Origin of the sequence: Erysipelatoclostridium sp. An173 (assembly GCF_002160495.1) — a bacterium.
GTDB classification, from domain to species: domain Bacteria; phylum Bacillota_I; class Bacilli_A; order Erysipelotrichales; family Coprobacillaceae; genus Thomasclavelia; species Thomasclavelia merdavium.
Map to the genome: position 1 here is coordinate 89120 of NZ_NFKR01000006.1, position 18756 is coordinate 107875.

The window sequence follows — 18756 nt, forward strand, 5'->3', positions numbered from 1 at the left end:
AGTAAAAGATGGATTTGATTGATAAAATAAATGATGAAAAAACTGGTGGGGCTTTATTATATTGTTTTACAAAAGGTTATGGTTCGGTACCAATGAATGTTTATAATATAGTTTTACCATTACTTACTAATGAGATTTTTCAAGAGGAATTAAAAAAAGAAACAGATTTTCAAAAATGTGTTAATGCTTGTATTCAAAAAGATAATGATTTTGTAAAAAAGGTGACCGAAAAAATTAGTGAATATGAGGAGATGACAAGCCGTTTTTTAGCGATTTTATTACTAAATCATGAATTGGAATTTAAAATTGAAAATGGCATCATGAGTGGTAATTGTCGTGTGATTGAAAAATATGATTTAAAAATGCCATATATTTTAGGAAAAATGTTGCAAGGTAAAGAGTATGAGGAAATTATAATGATGTTAAAAGGTGATTTTAAAATTGTTTTTTTAGATCGTGAAACTTTAGGAAGTGATATTGATTGTAGTTGTTTAAATCAATATGGTAATGCGATTATTTATGAACAAACTGAAGTAGATGAAGTAAGCAAGCGAATTGAGGATGCTAGTATTGTAATTACTAATAAACATATATTAGGCCCTGAGCAATTAAAAAATGCTACTAAATTAAAATTAATTTGTGTAACGGCAACAGGTGTAAACAATATTGATTTAGAATATTGTAAGTTAGCTAATATCGCTGTATGTAATGTAAAAGGATATTCAACTAATGCAGTTGCGCAGCATACTTTTGCTTTATTGCTAGATTTGTATAATAAAAATCACTATTATCATAATTATATTGCTTCTGGTAATTATGCTTCTAGTTCAATGTTTACTCATTTAGGACATAGTTTTCATGAATTAGATAATAAAGTATGGGGAATTGTTGGTATGGGTGATATTGGTCGTAAAGTAGCTAATCTTGCTGAAGCTTTTGGTTGTCAAGTACAATATTATTCTACTAGTGGTCGTAATAATCAGGCGCAGTTTAAACGAGTTGATTTTGATACTTTATTGAAAACTAGTGATATAATTACAATTCATGCTCCTTTAAATAAACAAACTGAATATTTGTTTGATGAAGAAGCATTTGCGAAAATGAAAAATAGTGCTTATTTAATTAACGTTGGAAGAGGAAAGATTGTTAAGGAAACAGCATTAGTTGATGCTTTGAAAAATCATTTAATTGCTGGAGCTGGTTTAGATGTATTTGAAAACGAGCCAATTAAAGCTGATAGCAAACTTTTAGAAATTCAAGATCCAACTAGACTGTTAATGACTCCTCATATTGCTTGGGCACCTGTGGAAACACGTAATCGAGTTATTGAAGAAGTATGCTTAAATATTGAAAGTTTTAAAAAAGGTAGTTTTAGAAATAGATGTAATTAATTTTTGAGGTTAAAAATATGCAAAAAGTAATGATGCAATATTTCCAATGGTATTTACCTAATGATGGTAAACACTGGCAAAGACTTAAAGCTGAGGCGAAAAATTTAAAAGCTGCAGGATTTGATGCTCTTTGGTTGCCACCTGCTTATAAAGGACAAGGTGGTATTAATGATGTCGGCTATGGTGTTTATGATTTATATGATTTAGGTGAATTTGATCAAAAGGGAACTATTAGAACTAAATATGGAACTAAAGATGAATATTTAGAAGCTATAGCTCAACTCCATCGTTATCAAATTGAAGTTTATGGTGATATGGTTTTAAATCATCGGATGGGTGCTGATGGAACAGAATTAGTAACAGCCGTTGAAAATGATATGTTTGATCGTAATGAAGTGATTTCTGATAAAGAACAGATTGAAGCCTGGACTCGATTTGATTTTAAAGGCAGAAATGGTAAATATTCTAATTTCATTTGGAATGAAAGCTGTTTTGATGGTGTCGATTATGACGAAAGAAAAAAGCGCCATGCTATTTATGAATTCGATGGTGATAGCTGGGATCAGTTAGTAGATAATGAAAATGGTAATTATGATTATCTAATGGGAGCTGATGTTGATTTTAATAATCAGACTGTTGTTGATGAGTTAATTCGATTTGGTAAATGGTATCTTGATTTTACAAATGTTGATGGTTTTCGTTTAGATGCTGTCAAACATATCGATTTTACTTTTTTTACAAGATGGTTAAAAGAGCTTCGTAATTATAGTAATCGTGATTTGTTTGCCGTTGGTGAATATTGGCATGGTGATGTTAATAAATTATTACATTATTTAGAAGTATCTAATTATTGCATGTCATTATTTGATGTTACTTTACATTTTAAATTTCATTATATTTCCAGTAGTAATGGAACTTTTGATATGGGATCTATTTTTGAAGATACTTTAGTTAAAAAAGCACCTGATTATGCAGTTACTTTTGTTGAAAACCACGATAGTCAACCAGGACAGTCATTACAAAGTTCAGTTGCTAACTGGTTTAAACCGATTGCTTATGCCTTGATTTTATTACGACAATATGGCTATCCTTGTGTATTTTATGGTGATTATTACGGAATACCAGAATATAACGTTGATTCGTTTAAAGATGTAATAGATAAAATGATAAAAGTCCGAAAAGAACTTATGTATGGTAAAGAACATAACTATTTTGATGATAATAATATTGTTGGCTGGAGTTATGAAGGTGATAGTCAACATTTAAATAGTGGATTTGCAGTTATTGTAAATGATGGGCCAGGTGGTCAAAAGAAAATGTATGTTGGAAAAAAACATGCAAATGAAACATTTGTTGATTGTTTAAACAATGTATTGGAAGAAGTAATTATTGATAAAGATGGTTTTGGTATATTTTTAGTTAATGGTGGTTCAGTATCTGTTTGGACAAAAAAAATTTAAAACCTTTTTATCGGTGTTTAATAGATGTTTTCTGTTTAATAAAAAACAAACTTTTATTTATAATATAGTTGTAAATAAAGGAGGAACTAAATATGAAATATGCAGTTTTAAATGGAAAACTAACACATGCTAATAAAGTTCCTAAAGGAACGATTGCTCGAGAATTTGGTTATTCGAATTATCCAGTAATCGCTTGTAAAGGAAAACATCGATCTTACTGGAAATATGTAAGTGTTAATAAAGCTAATTATGCTTAAAAATTCCTCTTATGAGGAATTTTTAAGTTATAAAAACTAAATAACTAATAACAGCTAGTAAACAGGCAATGAAATCTAACCAGAGGCCTAATTTTAAAGCATAGCGACTATTTTTTATTTTGATGCTACCAAAATATAATGTTACTACATAAAAAGTAGTGTCGCTGCCAGTTTGAATTATTGAACCAAGAATACTATAGGGATGATCGACGCCATAGTTTACAAATAAATCGTTTAAAATTGCCAGTGATCCATTTGCTGAAAAAGGACGAATGATCATCATCATAAAAACATCAACTGGAATATTAATAGTCTTAATTATATTATGAAATATTGATTCTAAAATAGTTGTTAAACCGCAATTTTGAAAACAGACGACCCATAAAGTAAATGCCATCATAGTAGGAAATAATGTTATTAATAATTTACTGCCCTCTTTAACACCATCTAAAAACTCTTTAAAAATATCTACTTTTTTTATTGCAGCTTCAATTAAAGCAACTGCAATAATAATTAAAACCAAACTATCCATAATGTTCAATCACTTTACTTACAACAATACCAATAACAGTTATAATAAAACCGATTGCAAGACTATAGATAAAAAAGCCAAGTACGTTTTGACTACCATAGCTTTGCCTTAATGTCATCATTGTGGATGGTATTAATGAAAAACCAGTTGTATTCATAATTACTAAAAGCATCATTTCTTTACAAGGGATTTTTTTATTAGTTTGATATTTTGTTAATGCTTGCATTGCTTTTAAACCACTAATCGACGCTAAAGAACCAACACCTAACATATTAGCGATAAAATTTGTTGATAAATATAAATAAGCTTCTTTATCTTCGATTACTTTGCCATAAATTAATTTTAAAACTGGTTTTAAAATTAATGAGAGATGATTAATCAATCCCGATGCTCTGATAATATTTAATAAGCCATTCCATAAACAAGCACTTAATACTAAAATTTTAATTAAATCAAAAACTTGTTGTGGTGAACTTAAAATAGCAGATAATAGCTGTGATTGATTATGGGTAAAAAATGACATTGAAATAAAAATAATTAAACCGTATTTAAAAACCTTAGCCATAGAAAAGATCCTTTAAGACCATTTTAAAGCCTATAAAAAAATTGTATGGAACTACTTTTTCCCTAGCTACAGGCTGATCATTTAATGATACAATGATTTCATCATTTTCAAATGAAACATCAACTTTATCATTTTCTTGTTTATTTACAAAAATATCAAAATCTAAATAATATTGCTGTTGTTTATATTCAACGATACCTTTAGAAAAAATCTTGGTTTCTTCTAATTTATCAAAACATTCCTCATATTTTTTTTCATGAAACTCAAAGTCATTGCCACAATTAAAAGTTACAATTATTAAATCTAAATCATTTTTTCGAGCCATTGTAACTAAAGTGCGTTTAGCTTTTTTGGTATAACCAGTTTTACCACCGATACAATATTTATAATTAGTAAGCAGTTTATTTTTATTTTGCCAGGTACCATTACCATCTTCTCTAGTATATTTAACAGTTGATACGATTTCATTAAAGATAGGATTTTGATGGCAATAAGCCATTAAACGGGCCATGTCATAAACAGTAGACTGATTACCGTTATCTTCTTCATCAAGTCCAGTTGGATTAGAAAAGGTTGTACTATGCAATTGTAATTGTTTTGCCTTGTTATTCATCATATCAACAAACTTGTTAACTTCTTTTCCGACTGCTTTAGCAATCATTACTGCTGCATCATTACCACTACGAAGCATTAGACCATATAGTAAATCACGAAGACTGATTTTATCACCTATATGTATATAAATACCACTGCCCCAGGCATGATTGATTGTTTCATCAACAGTGATGATTGTATCTAAATCCATATTTTCAATTGCAATGATACAGGTCATGATTTTAGAAATTGAAGCAACACTTTGGATATAGTCTTCATTACTACCTTCAATGACGATTTGATTGGCGGCTTCCATCACGATATAACTTTTACCTTGAAATGATACCGGTTCGGTAGCATTTAATTTAGTTGTATTCATTGGTAAAAGTAATGAAATAATTATATTGAATATCACAAAATTCACTATTACTCACCCCTAGTAGTCTATGCATCAAATGTTTTTTTAGACTTAATTAAAGTAATATCAATCTAGATATTTTAAAAGGTTTTATAGCAATAGTTAATATTTAATTAAAAAAGATAGTTTAATTATAATTATGGTAATATTAGAATTTATTGATTTTAATAAAAATATATGGAAGTATAAAACTACGATTAAATTTTGTTGCTTTTGGCAAACTTTTCAGTATAATGATAAAAAAGTAGGTGAGATAAATATGGAAAGATTACAAAAAGCAATTGCAGCAAGCGGCTATACATCAAGAAGAAAAGCTGAAGATTTAATTATTCAAGGTAAGGTTGCCGTAAATGGAGAAATTGTTACTGAATTAGGGACTAAAGTAAAAAAAGGTGATTTTATTACGGTAGATGGAAAACCAATTGTTACAGAAAATAAAGTCTATTATTTATTTTATAAACCTAAAGGATGCGTTTGTACTTTAGATGATGAATTTGACCGTCCTAAAGTAACTGATTATTTTACAGATGTTAAAGAAAGAATTTATCCAGTTGGTCGTTTAGATTATGATACAACAGGTTTATTAATTATGTCTAATGACGGTGAATTTGCAAATATGATCATGCATCCACGTTATCATTTAGAAAAGATTTACGAAGTTTCCATTAATGGATTGATAAACGGTGCTACTTTACACAAACTTGAAAAAGGAATTTATCTAGAAGGTGTAAAGACATTACCTTGTAAAATTAAAGTTATCAACAAAGATACTGAACATAAAACAACAGTACTGCAAATTAAACTTTATGAAGGGAAAAATCGACAAGTTAAAAAAATGTTTGAAAGTGTTGGACATCCTGTAAAAAGATTGCATCGATTAAGTGTAGGATGTGTAAATTTAAAAGGATTGACACCAGGAACATATCGAATTTTAAAACCGCAAGAAGTAAAAGATTTGAAAAAATTAGTTAATGGTAAAAAATAGAATTAAAATATGACAAATATTTTAAATTGATTAGTGCATACTATTTTTTGGGTGATGAAAAATGAGAATACAAATAGTTGAACCGCAAAATAAAATTGAATGTGGAATCTGCAAAGCAGAAGGTGACTGGATTAAAAGAATTAATATTCGGGGGATTCAGGCTCTATATTGTATCAAATGTGATACGGTTACAATGTTTACTAAAATGCCTTCAAAATATGTATATAAGGCGTTAAAAAAAGAAACAGATAATATTAAAATGGCACATTATCTTCATCAAGCGGAAGATAAAGATAAATAATTTATTGACTTTAAAATAATAAATATGTAGAATTGTATTTGAAATTAGATGCGATAATTTAGGACATGTCTAAGTAACTCTTTGATTTAGAGAAAAGGCGGCTGGTGAAAGCCTTGATAAGAATATTTAGGTACTCCCTAATATGCAACACTCGAAAGAGAATGTCGGTAGTGCGTTATAGCTTAGAGGTTATTTTTAATAACGAAAAAAGGTGGTACCACGATACTCTCGTCCTTTGGATGAGGGTATTTTTTATTAAAGGAGAATTTCAGATGGCTAAATTAGTATATCCTGATTATCAACATGAATCGATGATGAAAGATTATCTTCAAGAAACATATGCCTTTGGTGAAAAATATGTTAATGGTGATGGTGGATGTCAATTTTATCAAGATTACCATAAATGGATTAAAAGAGAAAAGCAAAATCATTTAGGAATAAATCTTGAACCTGGTTTTGTACCAGCAACAACATATTTTTATCTTGAAAATGATCAAATTGTCGGAACCATTAATTTACGTCATTGTCTAAATAATTGTTTAATTAATCATGGCGGTCATATTGGTTATAGTATTTTGCCTAGTATGCGTAAAAAAGGCTATGCAACAGCGATGTTAAAAGAAGTAATTGAAATTTGTAAACGATGGGAAATTTATCCGATTTTACTTACATGCAACCAGGAAAATATTGCTTCTAAAAAAACAATTGAAAAATGTGGCGGTAAATTAGAAAATAAATATTATGATGAAAAAACAAAAGAAACTGTTTTACGTTTCTGGATAGGAGAGAAAAAATGATTAATTTTAAAGAAGATGAACAATTAAGCGTGTTAAATCATTCTTGTGCTCATGTTATGGCACAGGCTGTTAAGCATTTATATCCTCAAGCTAAATTCTGGGTTGGGCCAGTAGTTAGCGAAGGATTTTATTATGATATCGATTTAGGTGAAGATGTTATAAAAGATGAAGACATTCCTAAAATCGAAAAAGAAATGAAAAAAATCTGTAAAGATGGAAAAAGAATTGTTCGTGAAGAATTGAGTAAAGAACAAGCTTTAGAAATGTTTAAAGATGATGAATACAAAATTGATCTAATTAACAATTTTGAAGAAGGAACAAACATTAGCTGTTATCGTCAAGGTGACTTTGTAGATTTATGTCGTGGTCCTCATGTTGAAACTGTTAAAGCATGTAAAAATTTTAAATTGATCAAACATTCTGGTGCTTACTGGAAAGGTGATAAAAACAATAAAGTACTACAAAGAATTTATGGAGTATGTTTTCCTACACCAGAAGCATTAAAAGAACATTTAGATTTATTAGAAGATGCTAAAAATCGCGATCATCGTAAAATCGGAAAAGATTTGAGCTTATTTATGAACCATCGTTTAGTTGGTTCTGGGATGCCAATGTGGTTACCTAAAGGGGCATTTATTAGAAGACAATTAGAAAATTATATTTATGAAAAAGAACGGGCATTAGGATATGATCATGTTTATAGCCCATGTGTCGGAACTGTTGATTTATATAAAACTTCAGGACATTGGGATCATTATAAAGATGATATGTTCCCAGTAATGAAAGTTGATGAAGAAGAGTTTGTTTTACGTCCGATGAACTGTCCACATCACATGTTAATTTACAAAAATTCATTACATTCATATCGTGATTTACCAATTCGTATTGGTGAATTTGCTACTGATTTTAGATATGAAGCTAGTGGTTCTGTTAAAGGACTTGAACGTGTTCGTTGTATGTGTCAAAATGATGCTCATTTATTTGTAACACCTGAACAAATTGGTGAAGAATTTAAACGAGTAGTTAATTTGATCTTAGATGTATATAAAGATTTTGGTATTAAAGATTATAAATTCAGATTATCTTTACGTGATAAAGATGATAAAGAAAAATATTTTGATGATGACCAAATGTGGGATGAAGCAGAAGCTAAATTACGTGAAGTATTAACAGAACTTAATTTAGATTATTTTGAAGCTAAAGGTGAAGCTGCTTTCTATGGTCCTAAATTAGATGTTGAAGTTAAACCAGCAGTAGGACCAGAAGTTACATTATCTACATGTCAATTAGATTTCTTATTACCAAGAAGATTTGAATTAACTTATGTTGACAATAACGGTATTAAACAAACACCAGTTGTTTTACACCGTGCTATTTTTGGAACATTCGATCGCTTTACTGCATTTTTAATTGAAGAAACAAAAGGGGTATTCCCATTATGGTTATCTCCAGTGCAAGTCAAAGTATTACCAGTTAATAATGAATATCATTTAGAATATGCTAAAGAAGTAGAATCATTATTAAAACAACAAGGATTTAGAGTAGAATTAGATGCTCGTGAAGAAAAATTAGGATATCGAATTCGTGAAGGACAAATGGAAAAAGTACCTTACTTGTTAGTTTTAGGAAATAATGAACGTGATGAAAAAACTGTTACATACCGTGAACATGGTCAACAAAAACAAACAACTGTACCTTTCGATGAATTCACTAAAATGATGAAAGAAAAAATCGAAAATCGCCAATAAAACATCTGACTTACAGATGTTTTATTATTCAATATGATGATATAATAAATAAAAAAAGGAGTGTAAAAAATGTCGTTATATTTAGCAATGGATGTTGGTGGAACATCAATAAAATACGGGGTAATTGATGATGAAGGTAACGTAAGTAATCAAGGGAAAATTGTTACTCCTGATAGTTTAGATAAAATGTACGTGGAAATGGAAAAAATTTATCATGACTTAAATCAAGAAGTAGAAGGATTAGCTTTAAGTATGCCAGGTGCTGTTGATAGTGAAGTAGGTGTTATTAAAGGTTCTAGTGCTTTAGATTATATTCATGGTCCAAATATTAAAGAGGATTTACAAGCACGTTTAAATTTAAAAGTAACGCTTGAAAACGATGCTAACTGTGCAGCTTTAGCTGAAGTTTGGAAAGGTGCAGCTAGCGATGTTGATGATTGTATGTTTATCGTAAGTGGAACTGGAATCGGTGGTGCTGTCGTTAAGAATCGTTTAATTCATCGTGGTAAACATCTTCATGGTGGAGAATTTGGTTACATGGTAGCTTTAAACGATATTGAAAATGATGAGTATATTTCTTGGTCAGAAGCTGGATCAACTGTAGCTGTTGTAAAAGCAGTAGCTAAAGAATTAGGGGTTGAACCTGAGACTTTAGATGGTAAAGAAATTTTTGATCATGCTAGTGAAAATCCAGTTTACCAAAAATATGTGAATCAGTACTTTAGTGTATTAGCTATGGGAATTTATAATCTTCAATATGTTTATGATCCAGAAAAAATTGTTATTGGTGGTGCTATTAGTGCTCGTGATGATTTACTTGAACAATTAGAAAAACATTTAGATAAAATTTATACTAAAATCCCTCATGCTAAAATTCGCCCTCAAGTAGTTAAGTGTAAATTCGCTAATCAAGCCAATTTAATTGGTGCAGTTTATAATTTTATTAACAGTTAGACATTAAAAATTCATAAAGATATAGTATAATTATAAAAAATAAGTAGGGGAGATTTGAGATGAAAAAAGTAGCACCTAAAATAAATACGCAACTACGTAGCCATACTATATTAGTACCTGAATGTATTCGGGAAGCAACAGGAATTGTTATTAATGGAAAAAGAATTAAGTCATTATTATTTTCAACCGATGTTGCAGTGATTTCTAACTGTAATGCTGATGCTGTAATAGCAGTATATCCTTTTACACCAACTATGCAAATTACAAATTCAATTATTGACGTTGCTCAAAGACCAGTATTTGCAGGTGTTGGTGGTGGAACTACAGCAGGACCACGTGTAAGAGAGATTGCTTTAGATGCTGAATTACATGGGGCAACTGCAGTTGTATTAAATGCACCAACTAAAACAGAATTTATTCAGCAATTATCTGACTATGTAGATATTCCGGTCGTATTATCAATTGTTTCTTTGGATGAAAATCTAGAAGAACGGATGTTGTATACCGGTGCTAAAATTGTTAATGTATCAGGCGGGAAGAATACAGCTGCTATAGTTAAAGAATTACGAAAAATATCACCGGATTTTCCAATTATTGCTACTGGTGGACCTACTGTTGAAACAATTAAAGAGGTAATTGAAGCTGGTGCTAATGCTGTTACATATACACCACCTTCAAACGGGGATATTTTTAAAGAGATGATGGAAGAATACCGTCAACGCTGTCATAAATAATGGTAGATTTTAAATCTACCATTATTATTTATATTGTTGAAACAATTAATTTATTGTAAAATAGTCGATGAGGTGTAAGAAATGAAACAATATTTAGAAATGTGTAAATATGTATTAGAACATGGTGAAGATCGTCAAGATCGTACTGGAACTGGAACACGGAGTGTTTTTGGTTATCAAACTAGATATGATTTAAGAGAAGGTTTTCCTTTAATGACAACTAAGAAAATGTTTTTACGGCCAATTGCTGAAGAACTATTATGGTTTATTAAAGGTGATACAAATATTAAATATTTAGTTGATCGTAATGTAAAAATATGGAATGAGTGGCCATATGAAGCTTTTAAAAAATCATCTGATTACCATGGTGAAACAATCGAAGAGTTTGTTGAAAAAATTAAAACAGATGATGAATTTGCTTTAAAACATGCTGATTTAGGGCCGGTTTATGGAGCTCAATGGCGTGATTTTAATTATGAGGGTGTTGATCAATTAGCTAAGCTGGTTGATAGTTTAAAAAACAATCCTTTTTCAAGACGTCATATTATTTGTGCTTGGAATCCTGCTCAGGTAGATAACATGGCTTTACCACCATGTCATGCTTTTTTACAATTTTATGTTAGTGCTGATAAAAAATATTTATCTTGTCAATTATATCAAAGAAGTGCTGATATTTTTTTAGGAGTACCTTTTAATATTGCATCATATGCATTGATGACAGAAATGCTGGCACGAACTTGCGGTTATGAGGCTAAAGAATTTATTCATACAATTGGTGATGCTCATATTTATAGAAATCATTTTGATGTTGTCAAAGAACAGATTTCACGTAAACCGTTACCTATGTGTAAACTTGTTTTAAACCCTGAAGTAAAATCAATTTTTGATTATAAAATTGAAGATATCAAAATTGAAGGATATCAAAGTTATGGAAGATTAGTAGGAAAGGTAAGTGTATAATGATTAATATTATTGTTGCAACAGATGAAGATCTTTTAATTGGTAAAAAGGATTCTAAAAATGGGATGCCATGGAATGTACCTGAGGATTTGAAACATTTTAAGGCAACTACAATAAATAAGACTATTTTAATGGGATTAACAACATATCAAGCTATTGGTAGACCATTACCTAATCGTAAAACTATCGTTGTAAGTTTAGAGCCGTTTGAAGATGATCGAGTTGAAGTTAGAGATTCGTTAGAAGAAGTTATCAAGGAGTATCAAACAAGCGGTGAAGATTTATATATTTCTGGTGGTGCTTCTATTTATCGTCAATGTTTGCCAATCGCTGATCAGTTAATGATTTCTAGGATCCCAGGGAAACATGAAGGGGAAACTTATTTTCCTGATTTTAAAGAATATGGTTATCAATTAGTGGAAACTAAGCCATTTGAAACTTTTACTTTAGAAATATATAGAAGGGGATAGAAATGAAAAGAATTGCATTGATTGTTATCAGAGTAATTTGGTATTTGCCATACTGGTGGGGTTATAAAGTAAATAAGTTTAAAAATACTAAAAAATACTCATTAGAAGAAAGATATGCTTTTGTTTATAGCGTTGTTCCAAAAATTATAAAAAAAGGTCGTATTGAGTTGAAATGCTATGGATTAGAAAATTTACCGGAAAAATCTGGTTATTTTGTAGCACCTAATCATCAGGGATTATTTGATCCAGTAGCTATTTTTAGTACTCATGAACGTCCTATTCGGGCAATCGTAAAAAAAGAATTAACATCAGTTATTTTGGTAAAAGACGTTTTAAAAATGCTGGAATTTGTTCCAATGGATCGTAGTAACGTTCGTGGCAGTGCTAAGATTATTAAATATGTAGCAAACGAGGTTGCTAATGGACAAAATTTCTTTGTTTTCCCTGAAGGAACTCGAAGTAAAAAAGGTAATCAGATATTAGATTTTAAAGGTGGTACCTTTAAAATTGCCACTAAAGCTAAAGCACCAATCGTACCAGTAGCAATAATTGATAGTTATAAAGTATTCGATCGTAATACAATCAAGAAAACAACGGCACAGATTCATTATTTAAAACCGATATATTATGATGAATATAAAGATTTGCATACTAATGATATTGCTAAACTGGTTCATGATCGAGTTGAAGAATGTATAAAGGAATATGATAAAAATTAAGTATAACTGGTAAAAAACTAGTTATACTTTTTAATTTTTGTTATAATCTATTTAGACATCTATCTAAATATCAAGGAGGGTATTAATGGGATTTGCAGAAACTTTTAAAGCATTAAGTGATCCGGTTCGACGAGAAATTTTATTATTGTTAAAAGATCAAACACTTTCAGCTGGTGAAATTGCTAAACATTTTAAAATGACTCAAGCGACTGTTTCTTATCATTTGTCAAAATTAAAACAAGCTGATTTGATTTTTGAAAATAAATATAAAAATTATATTTATTATGAGCTAAATACATCAGTATTAGAAGAAGTGATATTGTGGTTAAGTCAATTTGGAGGCGACAATAATGAAAAATAAACAAATTTTAATAACTAGTGGAGCATGCTTAATACCATCAGTATTTGGTGTACTAATCTATAATCAATTACCAGCAAAATTGCCAATTCATTGGAATTTTTCTGGGCAAATCGACAGTTATGGAAATAAAGCTATTGTAGTATTTGGATTGCCAGTATTAATGTGTTTAATTCAAGCTTTTATGATGTTTATGTTACTAAACGATCCTAAAGGTCGTAGCCACTCTAATAAAATGATTAAAGTTGTTAGCTGGATTATTCCGGGGTTGACCATTATAATAGAAGCAATTACATTTGCTGTGGCTTTTGGGTATCATATTTCAATAAATTTTGTTATACCATTATTAATAGGAATAATATTTATTATATTAGGCAATTATTTACCAAAATGTCGCCAAAATTATATGATTGGTTATCGTTTGCCATGGACTTTAAATAATCGTGAAAACTGGAACCGAACTAATCGACTAGCTGGTTATATCATGGTAATAGGTGGTTTAATAACAATTATTGCTAGTTTCTTTAACGTTGCGTTTTATGCCTTGTTAGTTGTCGTATTGGTTTTAGTAGTTGTTCCGTTTATATATTCGTTTTTAATTTATCGTAGCGGATTATAAAGGATTTTTATTGTTTTAAATTATTAGATAATATGATATATTTATACTAAAGTGTTAGGAGGGTATAAAAATGGCATTAAAAGATGCATATAAGTATATTAATACAAATTTAAATTTATCATTTGAGTTAAGTGAAGACATTGAAGATGGATTAGTATTTGGATGTCAGGACTTAATCGAAGATATGGAAAAAGATATTGAAAAATATGGTAAGGATCAAATGGTTCGTTTATATCCTGATACATTAGGAATAACTTTAGTTTTTGATAGTTATGAAATTATTGATGAAAATACTAAAACAACTGATTATAAACCATATATTGATTTAACTTTAGGACAAGCATTAAATGTTTATAAATTACAAGATGGTGAATCTATTAATATTGAAAATTAAGAGGCTAGTATAACTAGCTCTTTTTATTATGGTGGTTAAAGATGTATATAGATGTAAATAATACTAAATTATATTATGAAATTATTGGTAAAGGTGATCCATTAATTCTTCTTCATGGTAACGGTGAAGATCATCATATTTTTGATAGTGCAGTTATCATTTTAAAAGACTATTTTACTTGTTATTGTATTGATAGTCGTGGACATGGTCAAAGTATGCCAATAGAAAAATATGATTATCAAGATATGGCTAATGATTTAATTGCTTTTATAACGCAATTAAATTTACATAAGGTTACTCTTTATGGTTTTAGTGATGGTGGAATTATTGGGTTATTAATTGCTAGTCAAACAAATTTATTAAGCAGATTAATTATAAGTGGTGCTAATTGTAATCCTCATGGGTTAAAAATAAAGACATATTTAGAGATGAAATTAAGTTATATTTTAAAACATGACCCTAAAATAGAATTGATGTTGAATCAACCAGCAATAACTAATGAACAGTTAAATAAGATAACTATTCCTGTATTGGTGTTAGCTGGCAGCAAAGATGTGATCAAAAAGAAGCATACTTTAAATCTAGTAAGGGAGATTGCTAATAGTGAATTAAAAATTTTAACTGGTGAAACTCATGGTAGTTATATAATAAATAGTACTAAGATAGCTAAAATAATACTTGAATATATAAAATAGGGGACAATTATTTGTCCCCTAAAAGTCGATTGATTCGAGCTTGTTTTTCATTGCTTAAAATGGCCTGGCTATCACTAAGATATAAAACTAATGTATCAGCATCTTTGATTAACTCACTGTATGGATCATCGATTCTTTCTTTATGTGAATGATTTCTAATTGCAGTTACGATAGTTGAAATTTCTTCGTTAGTAAACAAGCCTTCCTTTTTTAAAATATCATTTGCAATCATAGCGCTTCTATTAGCGTGATCAAAGCTGGAATTAAATTTATATGTAGCAATATCATGAAGAATTCCAATAATTGCAGCTATTTCAATGTCTAGATTATTAATTCTAGCTAAATATTGACACATTGTAGTTACACTAAATAAATGATCTAAACCATCTTTTCTTTTATTTTTAGAACAATCAGTAGTTAAAATTTGATAAACTTCATCTTTTATTATTTCATAGCGATTCATCTTCGTAGCCCCTTTGGATATAGATTCTTAATTTGATTGTTGCTTTCTTTATAAAAACTAAGTGGATAACCATCAACTAAAATTAAACCATAACCTTTTTGATTAGAACCTTCCAAAGTTTCACCATGAAGATATTTATTAACTTCAATACTATCACTACTATAATTGTAATAACGTTTAACATCATCTTTATTTAAAGATAAAGCTAATGAATGACTTGGTTCAAAACGATTTTTCTTGCATTCTCCTAAATAAAGGCCGTTTCTAAGTATTTTGATGCCTTTTAAATCAGGAAATTGTGGTAAAATTGCATAGATATGATTATTAGAATTATACAAATATTCAGGCATCAAACAGTTTAAATTTTCTAAATAGAATTTATTGATCAATTGTTTCATTTGATTAGTGATATTTGGTTTTAAAGCTTTGATTTTAGCTTGTTTTGTAGCACTTTGCTTTTGCAATAAAGCAATAAATTGTCCTTCGCCTTGATTTAAATGGGGATACATTCTTACAACCTGATCATTTTGATATCCTGGAGCCATTCCTGGTTGTTTTTTTATGTCTAATAATTTCATATTGAGCTCATTTACCATATAATCTACTTGCTGTTCATTTTCTTCAAGAGAATAGGTACAAGTTGAATATATTAAAATACCATTTTCCTTTAGCATCTGATAAGCACTGTTGATTAAATTTCTTTGAATATGGGCACATTCAACTACTTTTTTAGGTGACCAGGTTGTAATGGCCTGATCTAGTTTACGAAACATTCCTTCACCAGAACAAGGGGCATCTAAAATTATTTTATCAAAAAAACCCGTAAATTTTGTTTCTAATTTAACAGGATCACAATTAGTAACGATAGTATTACTAAGTCCGAAGCGTTCAATATTTTCTGATAAGATACTTGCTCTTAGAGGGTTGATATCATTAGCAATCATTAAGCCCTGCTGGCTTAATTTACTAGCGACAAAACAAGTTTTACCCCCTGGAGCACCACACATATCTAAGACATAATCATCATGATTAAATTCAAGACAGTTTGCAACTGCCATTGCACTAGGTTCTTGGATGTAATATAAACCACAGTTAAAATATGGATGTTTACCTAAAGGATAATTTTCATAATCATAATAATAGGCATCTTTAATATAAGGGTGGCTGGTTATGTATTTTTGATTTAAGTGTTCAATTACATTTTTTTTCTTTGGATTTAGATAAAAGCTTTTTACTGGCTTTTTTTCTAAAGCGTCTTTAAAAGCATTATAATCATCTTTTAATAATTCTTTCATTCGTTGTTCAAATAATTCAATCATAGTTTACCTCGTTTATAGCAAAAAAGACAATTGGTTTTTTTAATAACCAATGTCTTATTTGCAAGTTATTTATTTAGTTTGTATGCAATATCTGCTAATCGATTTGCAAGGCGACTTAGCTCTTGAATAGGTGCTTCAAGATATAGATCAACATTAATTTTTTTATAAAAATCTTCGTGTTTTGCGTTTTCTTGAAGACCAACTAAAGTCTCTGTTGTTGCGTCTAATGAATTTGTGATTTCATTAAGTTCGCCAATAATTTTTTCATAGTCCATAATTATTTCTTCCTTTTGCCAATTATTTACCACATGTTAATTTTATACTAAGATACGTTATTTTTTATCATTCGTCAATAGCAATTAGAAAAATGTTTATTAAATTATTTGTTATTTAGGATAATCAAAAATAATGATTAAAAAAATCATATTTTCATCCTATAAATCATTATCTTAAGAGTATGAAATAAAAATTTTATAGCTATTTATAAAAAATTATAAATAATATTAATTTTTAAAATTCTATTGCTTTTATTAAAAATATTCTATATAATAGTTTCTGTCGATTGACAACAAATACATTGCCCAAGTGATGAAACTGGTAGACGTAGCAGACTCAAAATCTGCCGGTGTAACAGCCGTGCCGGTTCGAGTCCGGCCTTGGGCACCATGGTGATAAAATGCCAATACTATATGTATTGGTTTTTTTTATTTTTCTAATAAAAGTATTAGGATACTTTTATTAGAATGCTATTACTTTTGTAATAATTTTTTTTGATTTTCCTGGTCAGATAATTTTATTTGTTCATTAATCAGTTCAACAATATGCTGTTGTTGACTTGGACCAAGACGATTAAAAATGTTAATTAATTCATGATTGGTAATATAAATTTCTGATTTATCACTTTTAAATGATTCTTCGCCAATTGCAAGTAAAAACCCTGATTTACTAAGCAATTGAATAAAACTAGTATCTAAAGCATGAGCAATTTTTATAATATTTTGTAATGAAATATTATAAGCAGCTCCTTGATTACCAGTTTCGATATTACTAATAGTTGAAGCAGATACTCCTGAAATTTTCTCTAACTTAGCTTGTGATAAGCCTTTCTTTAATCGAATACTTCTTAAATATTTTCCAATCAATGTCATATCAATTGTTTCCATAATTCCCTCCTTAAAAAAATTATATCTTAAAATTTCTTTAAAAACCGCCAAAATATTAAAGACCTTTTTGGACTGAATATCTCACCGTGATAATTTTTTTACAAAAAATATTGACATTAAAGATGCAATTATATAGAATATTATCAACAACATCTGATATAAATACTGTGAAAAGAAATAGTAGGTATTCAAAGTAGCGTAGAGAGCTCTTGGCTGGTGAAAAAGAGTCTATTAGTGAATATTGAATTCATCTTGGAGTAGAGGACTGAATTAGTAGTAGGTTTCTCCGGAGACACCCGTTAAAGTGTTAGAGTATGAACCAGGTTTTGGCGTACTTGATGAGGCTGATGGAGTGATCTATCAGTAAATGAAGGTGGTATCACGAAGCATAAGCTCTCGTCCTTTTTAGGAAGAGAGCTTTTATTTATATACAGAGTTGAAAAAAGGAAAAGGGGTATTTAAAATGATTATAGTAATGAAAATGACGGCAACAGAAAATGATGTAGAAAAAGTTTCTAAAATGGTAACTGATAAAGGTTTGAATGTCAGTGTAGTACATGGGACTGGACAATCAATTATTGGTATTATTGGGGACACTACAAGAATCGATCCTAAAGCAATTGAAGTTGATGAAGCAGTAGATCATGTAATGCGAGTTTCTGAACCATATAAATTAGCTAATCGTGCTTTTCATCCTGAAGATACAATTGTCGATGTAGCTGGAGTCAAAGTTGGTGGTGATAATCTGGCCTTGATTGCTGGACCATGTTCTGTTGAAAGTGAAGAACAGGTAATTGAAATAGCTAAATCAATCAAAGCTTCAGGGGCTAATATTTTAAGAGGTGGTGCTTTCAAACCAA

General features: G+C 29.6%; 23 protein-coding genes, 1 tRNA gene, 1 pseudogene and 1 other annotated feature. Of the genes and pseudogenes, 18 read left to right on the forward strand and 7 right to left on the reverse strand.

Annotated features, from left to right (window positions below):
- Positions 1-8: 8 nt before the first annotated feature.
- From B5F09_RS04390 to B5F09_RS14985, 3 genes are all read left to right on the forward strand, one after another.
- The gene (locus B5F09_RS04390) at positions 9-1391 is read left to right on the forward strand and encodes a D-2-hydroxyacid dehydrogenase (protein ID WP_087372013.1); all 1383 of its coding nucleotides are present in this window, start codon (positions 9-11) and stop codon (positions 1389-1391) included.
- Positions 1392-1408: 17 nt separating this feature from the next.
- Positions 1409-2851 (forward strand): alpha-amylase, encoded by a 1443-nt coding sequence (locus tag B5F09_RS04395; protein ID WP_087303117.1) that lies wholly within the window; start codon positions 1409-1411, stop codon positions 2849-2851.
- A 92-nt stretch (positions 2852-2943) separates the two neighbouring features.
- Positions 2944-3108, forward strand: a complete 165-nt coding sequence (locus B5F09_RS14985; RefSeq protein ID WP_204215218.1) for a hypothetical protein — start codon at positions 2944-2946, stop codon at positions 3106-3108.
- A 22-nt stretch (positions 3109-3130) separates the two neighbouring features.
- Here B5F09_RS14985 and B5F09_RS04400 read toward each other — a convergent pair whose 3' ends face one another.
- Genes B5F09_RS04400 through B5F09_RS04410 form a run of 3 tightly spaced genes read right to left on the reverse strand, consistent with a single transcriptional unit; the run spans position 3131 to position 5223 of the window.
- Entirely contained in the window at positions 3131-3640 is a 510-nt protein-coding gene (locus tag B5F09_RS04400) for a spore maturation protein B (RefSeq protein WP_087372016.1), read from the reverse strand.
- Entirely contained in the window at positions 3633-4205 is a 573-nt protein-coding gene (locus B5F09_RS04405) for a hypothetical protein (protein WP_087372019.1), read from the reverse strand. Before B5F09_RS04405 ends, B5F09_RS04400 begins: the two co-directional genes overlap by 8 nt.
- Entirely contained in the window at positions 4198-5223 is a 1026-nt protein-coding gene (locus tag B5F09_RS04410) for a D-alanyl-D-alanine carboxypeptidase family protein (RefSeq protein WP_239404246.1), read from the reverse strand. Before B5F09_RS04410 ends, B5F09_RS04405 begins: the two co-directional genes overlap by 8 nt.
- A 253-nt stretch (positions 5224-5476) precedes the next feature.
- On the opposite strand from B5F09_RS04410, the gene B5F09_RS04415 reads away from it, so the two are divergent.
- From B5F09_RS04415 to B5F09_RS04475, 13 genes are all read left to right on the forward strand, one after another.
- Positions 5477-6202, forward strand: a complete 726-nt coding sequence (locus B5F09_RS04415; RefSeq protein ID WP_087372022.1) for a pseudouridine synthase — start codon at positions 5477-5479, stop codon at positions 6200-6202.
- A 61-nt stretch (positions 6203-6263) separates the two neighbouring features.
- On the forward strand, positions 6264-6503 hold the full coding sequence (locus B5F09_RS04420) for a hypothetical protein (RefSeq protein WP_087372025.1): 240 nt from the start codon (positions 6264-6266) through the stop codon (positions 6501-6503).
- A gap of 272 nt (positions 6504-6775) precedes the next feature.
- Entirely contained in the window at positions 6776-7300 is a 525-nt protein-coding gene (locus B5F09_RS04425; protein WP_158095803.1) for a GNAT family N-acetyltransferase, read from the forward strand.
- On the forward strand, positions 7297-9048 hold the full coding sequence (gene thrS / locus B5F09_RS04430) for a threonine--tRNA ligase (RefSeq protein ID WP_087372033.1): 1752 nt from the start codon (positions 7297-7299) through the stop codon (positions 9046-9048). The genes B5F09_RS04425 and thrS overlap by 4 nt, the downstream gene beginning before the upstream one ends.
- Before the next feature lie 69 nt (positions 9049-9117).
- Complete coding sequence (locus B5F09_RS04435; protein WP_087303054.1) at positions 9118-10002, forward strand: ROK family protein; 885 nt, start codon at positions 9118-9120, stop codon at positions 10000-10002.
- 59 nt (positions 10003-10061) lie between these two features.
- Positions 10062-10736, forward strand: a complete 675-nt coding sequence (locus tag B5F09_RS04440) for a hydrolase (protein WP_087303056.1) — start codon at positions 10062-10064, stop codon at positions 10734-10736.
- An 81-nt stretch (positions 10737-10817) separates the two neighbouring features.
- Positions 10818-11696 (forward strand): thymidylate synthase, encoded by an 879-nt coding sequence (locus B5F09_RS04445; protein ID WP_087372036.1) that lies wholly within the window; start codon positions 10818-10820, stop codon positions 11694-11696.
- Complete coding sequence (locus tag B5F09_RS04450; RefSeq protein WP_087303060.1) at positions 11696-12166, forward strand: dihydrofolate reductase; 471 nt, start codon at positions 11696-11698, stop codon at positions 12164-12166. The genes B5F09_RS04445 and B5F09_RS04450 overlap by 1 nt, the downstream gene beginning before the upstream one ends.
- 2 nt (positions 12167-12168) lie before the next feature.
- A complete protein-coding gene (locus B5F09_RS04455; protein WP_087303062.1) occupies positions 12169-12885 on the forward strand; it encodes a 1-acyl-sn-glycerol-3-phosphate acyltransferase in 717 nt (238 codons plus the stop codon).
- 85 nt (positions 12886-12970) lie between these two features.
- The gene (locus B5F09_RS04460) at positions 12971-13246 is read left to right on the forward strand and encodes an autorepressor SdpR family transcription factor (RefSeq protein ID WP_087303064.1); all 276 of its coding nucleotides are present in this window, start codon (positions 12971-12973) and stop codon (positions 13244-13246) included.
- A complete protein-coding gene (locus B5F09_RS04465) occupies positions 13236-13862 on the forward strand; it encodes an SdpI family protein (RefSeq protein WP_087372039.1) in 627 nt (208 codons plus the stop codon). Before B5F09_RS04460 ends, B5F09_RS04465 begins: the two co-directional genes overlap by 11 nt.
- Positions 13863-13932: 70 nt before the next feature.
- Positions 13933-14256, forward strand: a complete 324-nt coding sequence (locus B5F09_RS04470) for a hypothetical protein (protein WP_087303068.1) — start codon at positions 13933-13935, stop codon at positions 14254-14256.
- Between the two features lie 41 nt (positions 14257-14297).
- A complete protein-coding gene (locus tag B5F09_RS04475) occupies positions 14298-14951 on the forward strand; it encodes an alpha/beta fold hydrolase (RefSeq protein ID WP_087372042.1) in 654 nt (217 codons plus the stop codon).
- A 7-nt stretch (positions 14952-14958) separates the two neighbouring features.
- Here B5F09_RS04475 and B5F09_RS04480 read toward each other — a convergent pair whose 3' ends face one another.
- The 3 genes from B5F09_RS04480 to B5F09_RS04490 all read right to left on the reverse strand — a co-directional run bounded on the left by B5F09_RS04480 (position 14959) and on the right by B5F09_RS04490 (position 17008).
- Positions 14959-15414: an HD domain-containing protein gene (locus tag B5F09_RS04480; RefSeq protein WP_087372044.1), complete on the reverse strand. Its 456-nt coding sequence runs from the start codon at positions 15412-15414 to the stop codon at positions 14959-14961.
- Complete coding sequence (locus B5F09_RS04485) at positions 15411-16733, reverse strand: RsmF rRNA methyltransferase first C-terminal domain-containing protein (protein ID WP_087303074.1); 1323 nt, start codon at positions 16731-16733, stop codon at positions 15411-15413. The genes B5F09_RS04480 and B5F09_RS04485 overlap by 4 nt, the downstream gene beginning before the upstream one ends.
- A 65-nt stretch (positions 16734-16798) precedes the next feature.
- Complete coding sequence (locus B5F09_RS04490; protein WP_087303076.1) at positions 16799-17008, reverse strand: hypothetical protein; 210 nt, start codon at positions 17006-17008, stop codon at positions 16799-16801.
- A gap of 304 nt (positions 17009-17312) precedes the next feature.
- Between B5F09_RS04490 and B5F09_RS04495 the strand changes: the two genes are divergently transcribed.
- Positions 17313-17399 (forward strand) — tRNA-Leu (locus tag B5F09_RS04495).
- 83 nt (positions 17400-17482) lie between these two features.
- On the opposite strand, the gene B5F09_RS04500 is transcribed toward B5F09_RS04495, so the two are convergent.
- A complete protein-coding gene (locus B5F09_RS04500) occupies positions 17483-17896 on the reverse strand; it encodes a helix-turn-helix domain-containing protein (protein WP_087372049.1) in 414 nt (137 codons plus the stop codon).
- A 158-nt stretch (positions 17897-18054) separates the two neighbouring features.
- Positions 18055-18303 (forward strand) — a binding site (T-box leader).
- Between the two features lie 56 nt (positions 18304-18359).
- On the opposite strand from B5F09_RS04500, the pseudogene B5F09_RS04505 reads away from it, so the two are divergent.
- Positions 18360-18756, forward strand: a pseudogene (locus B5F09_RS04505) (3-deoxy-7-phosphoheptulonate synthase); the annotation flags it as partial.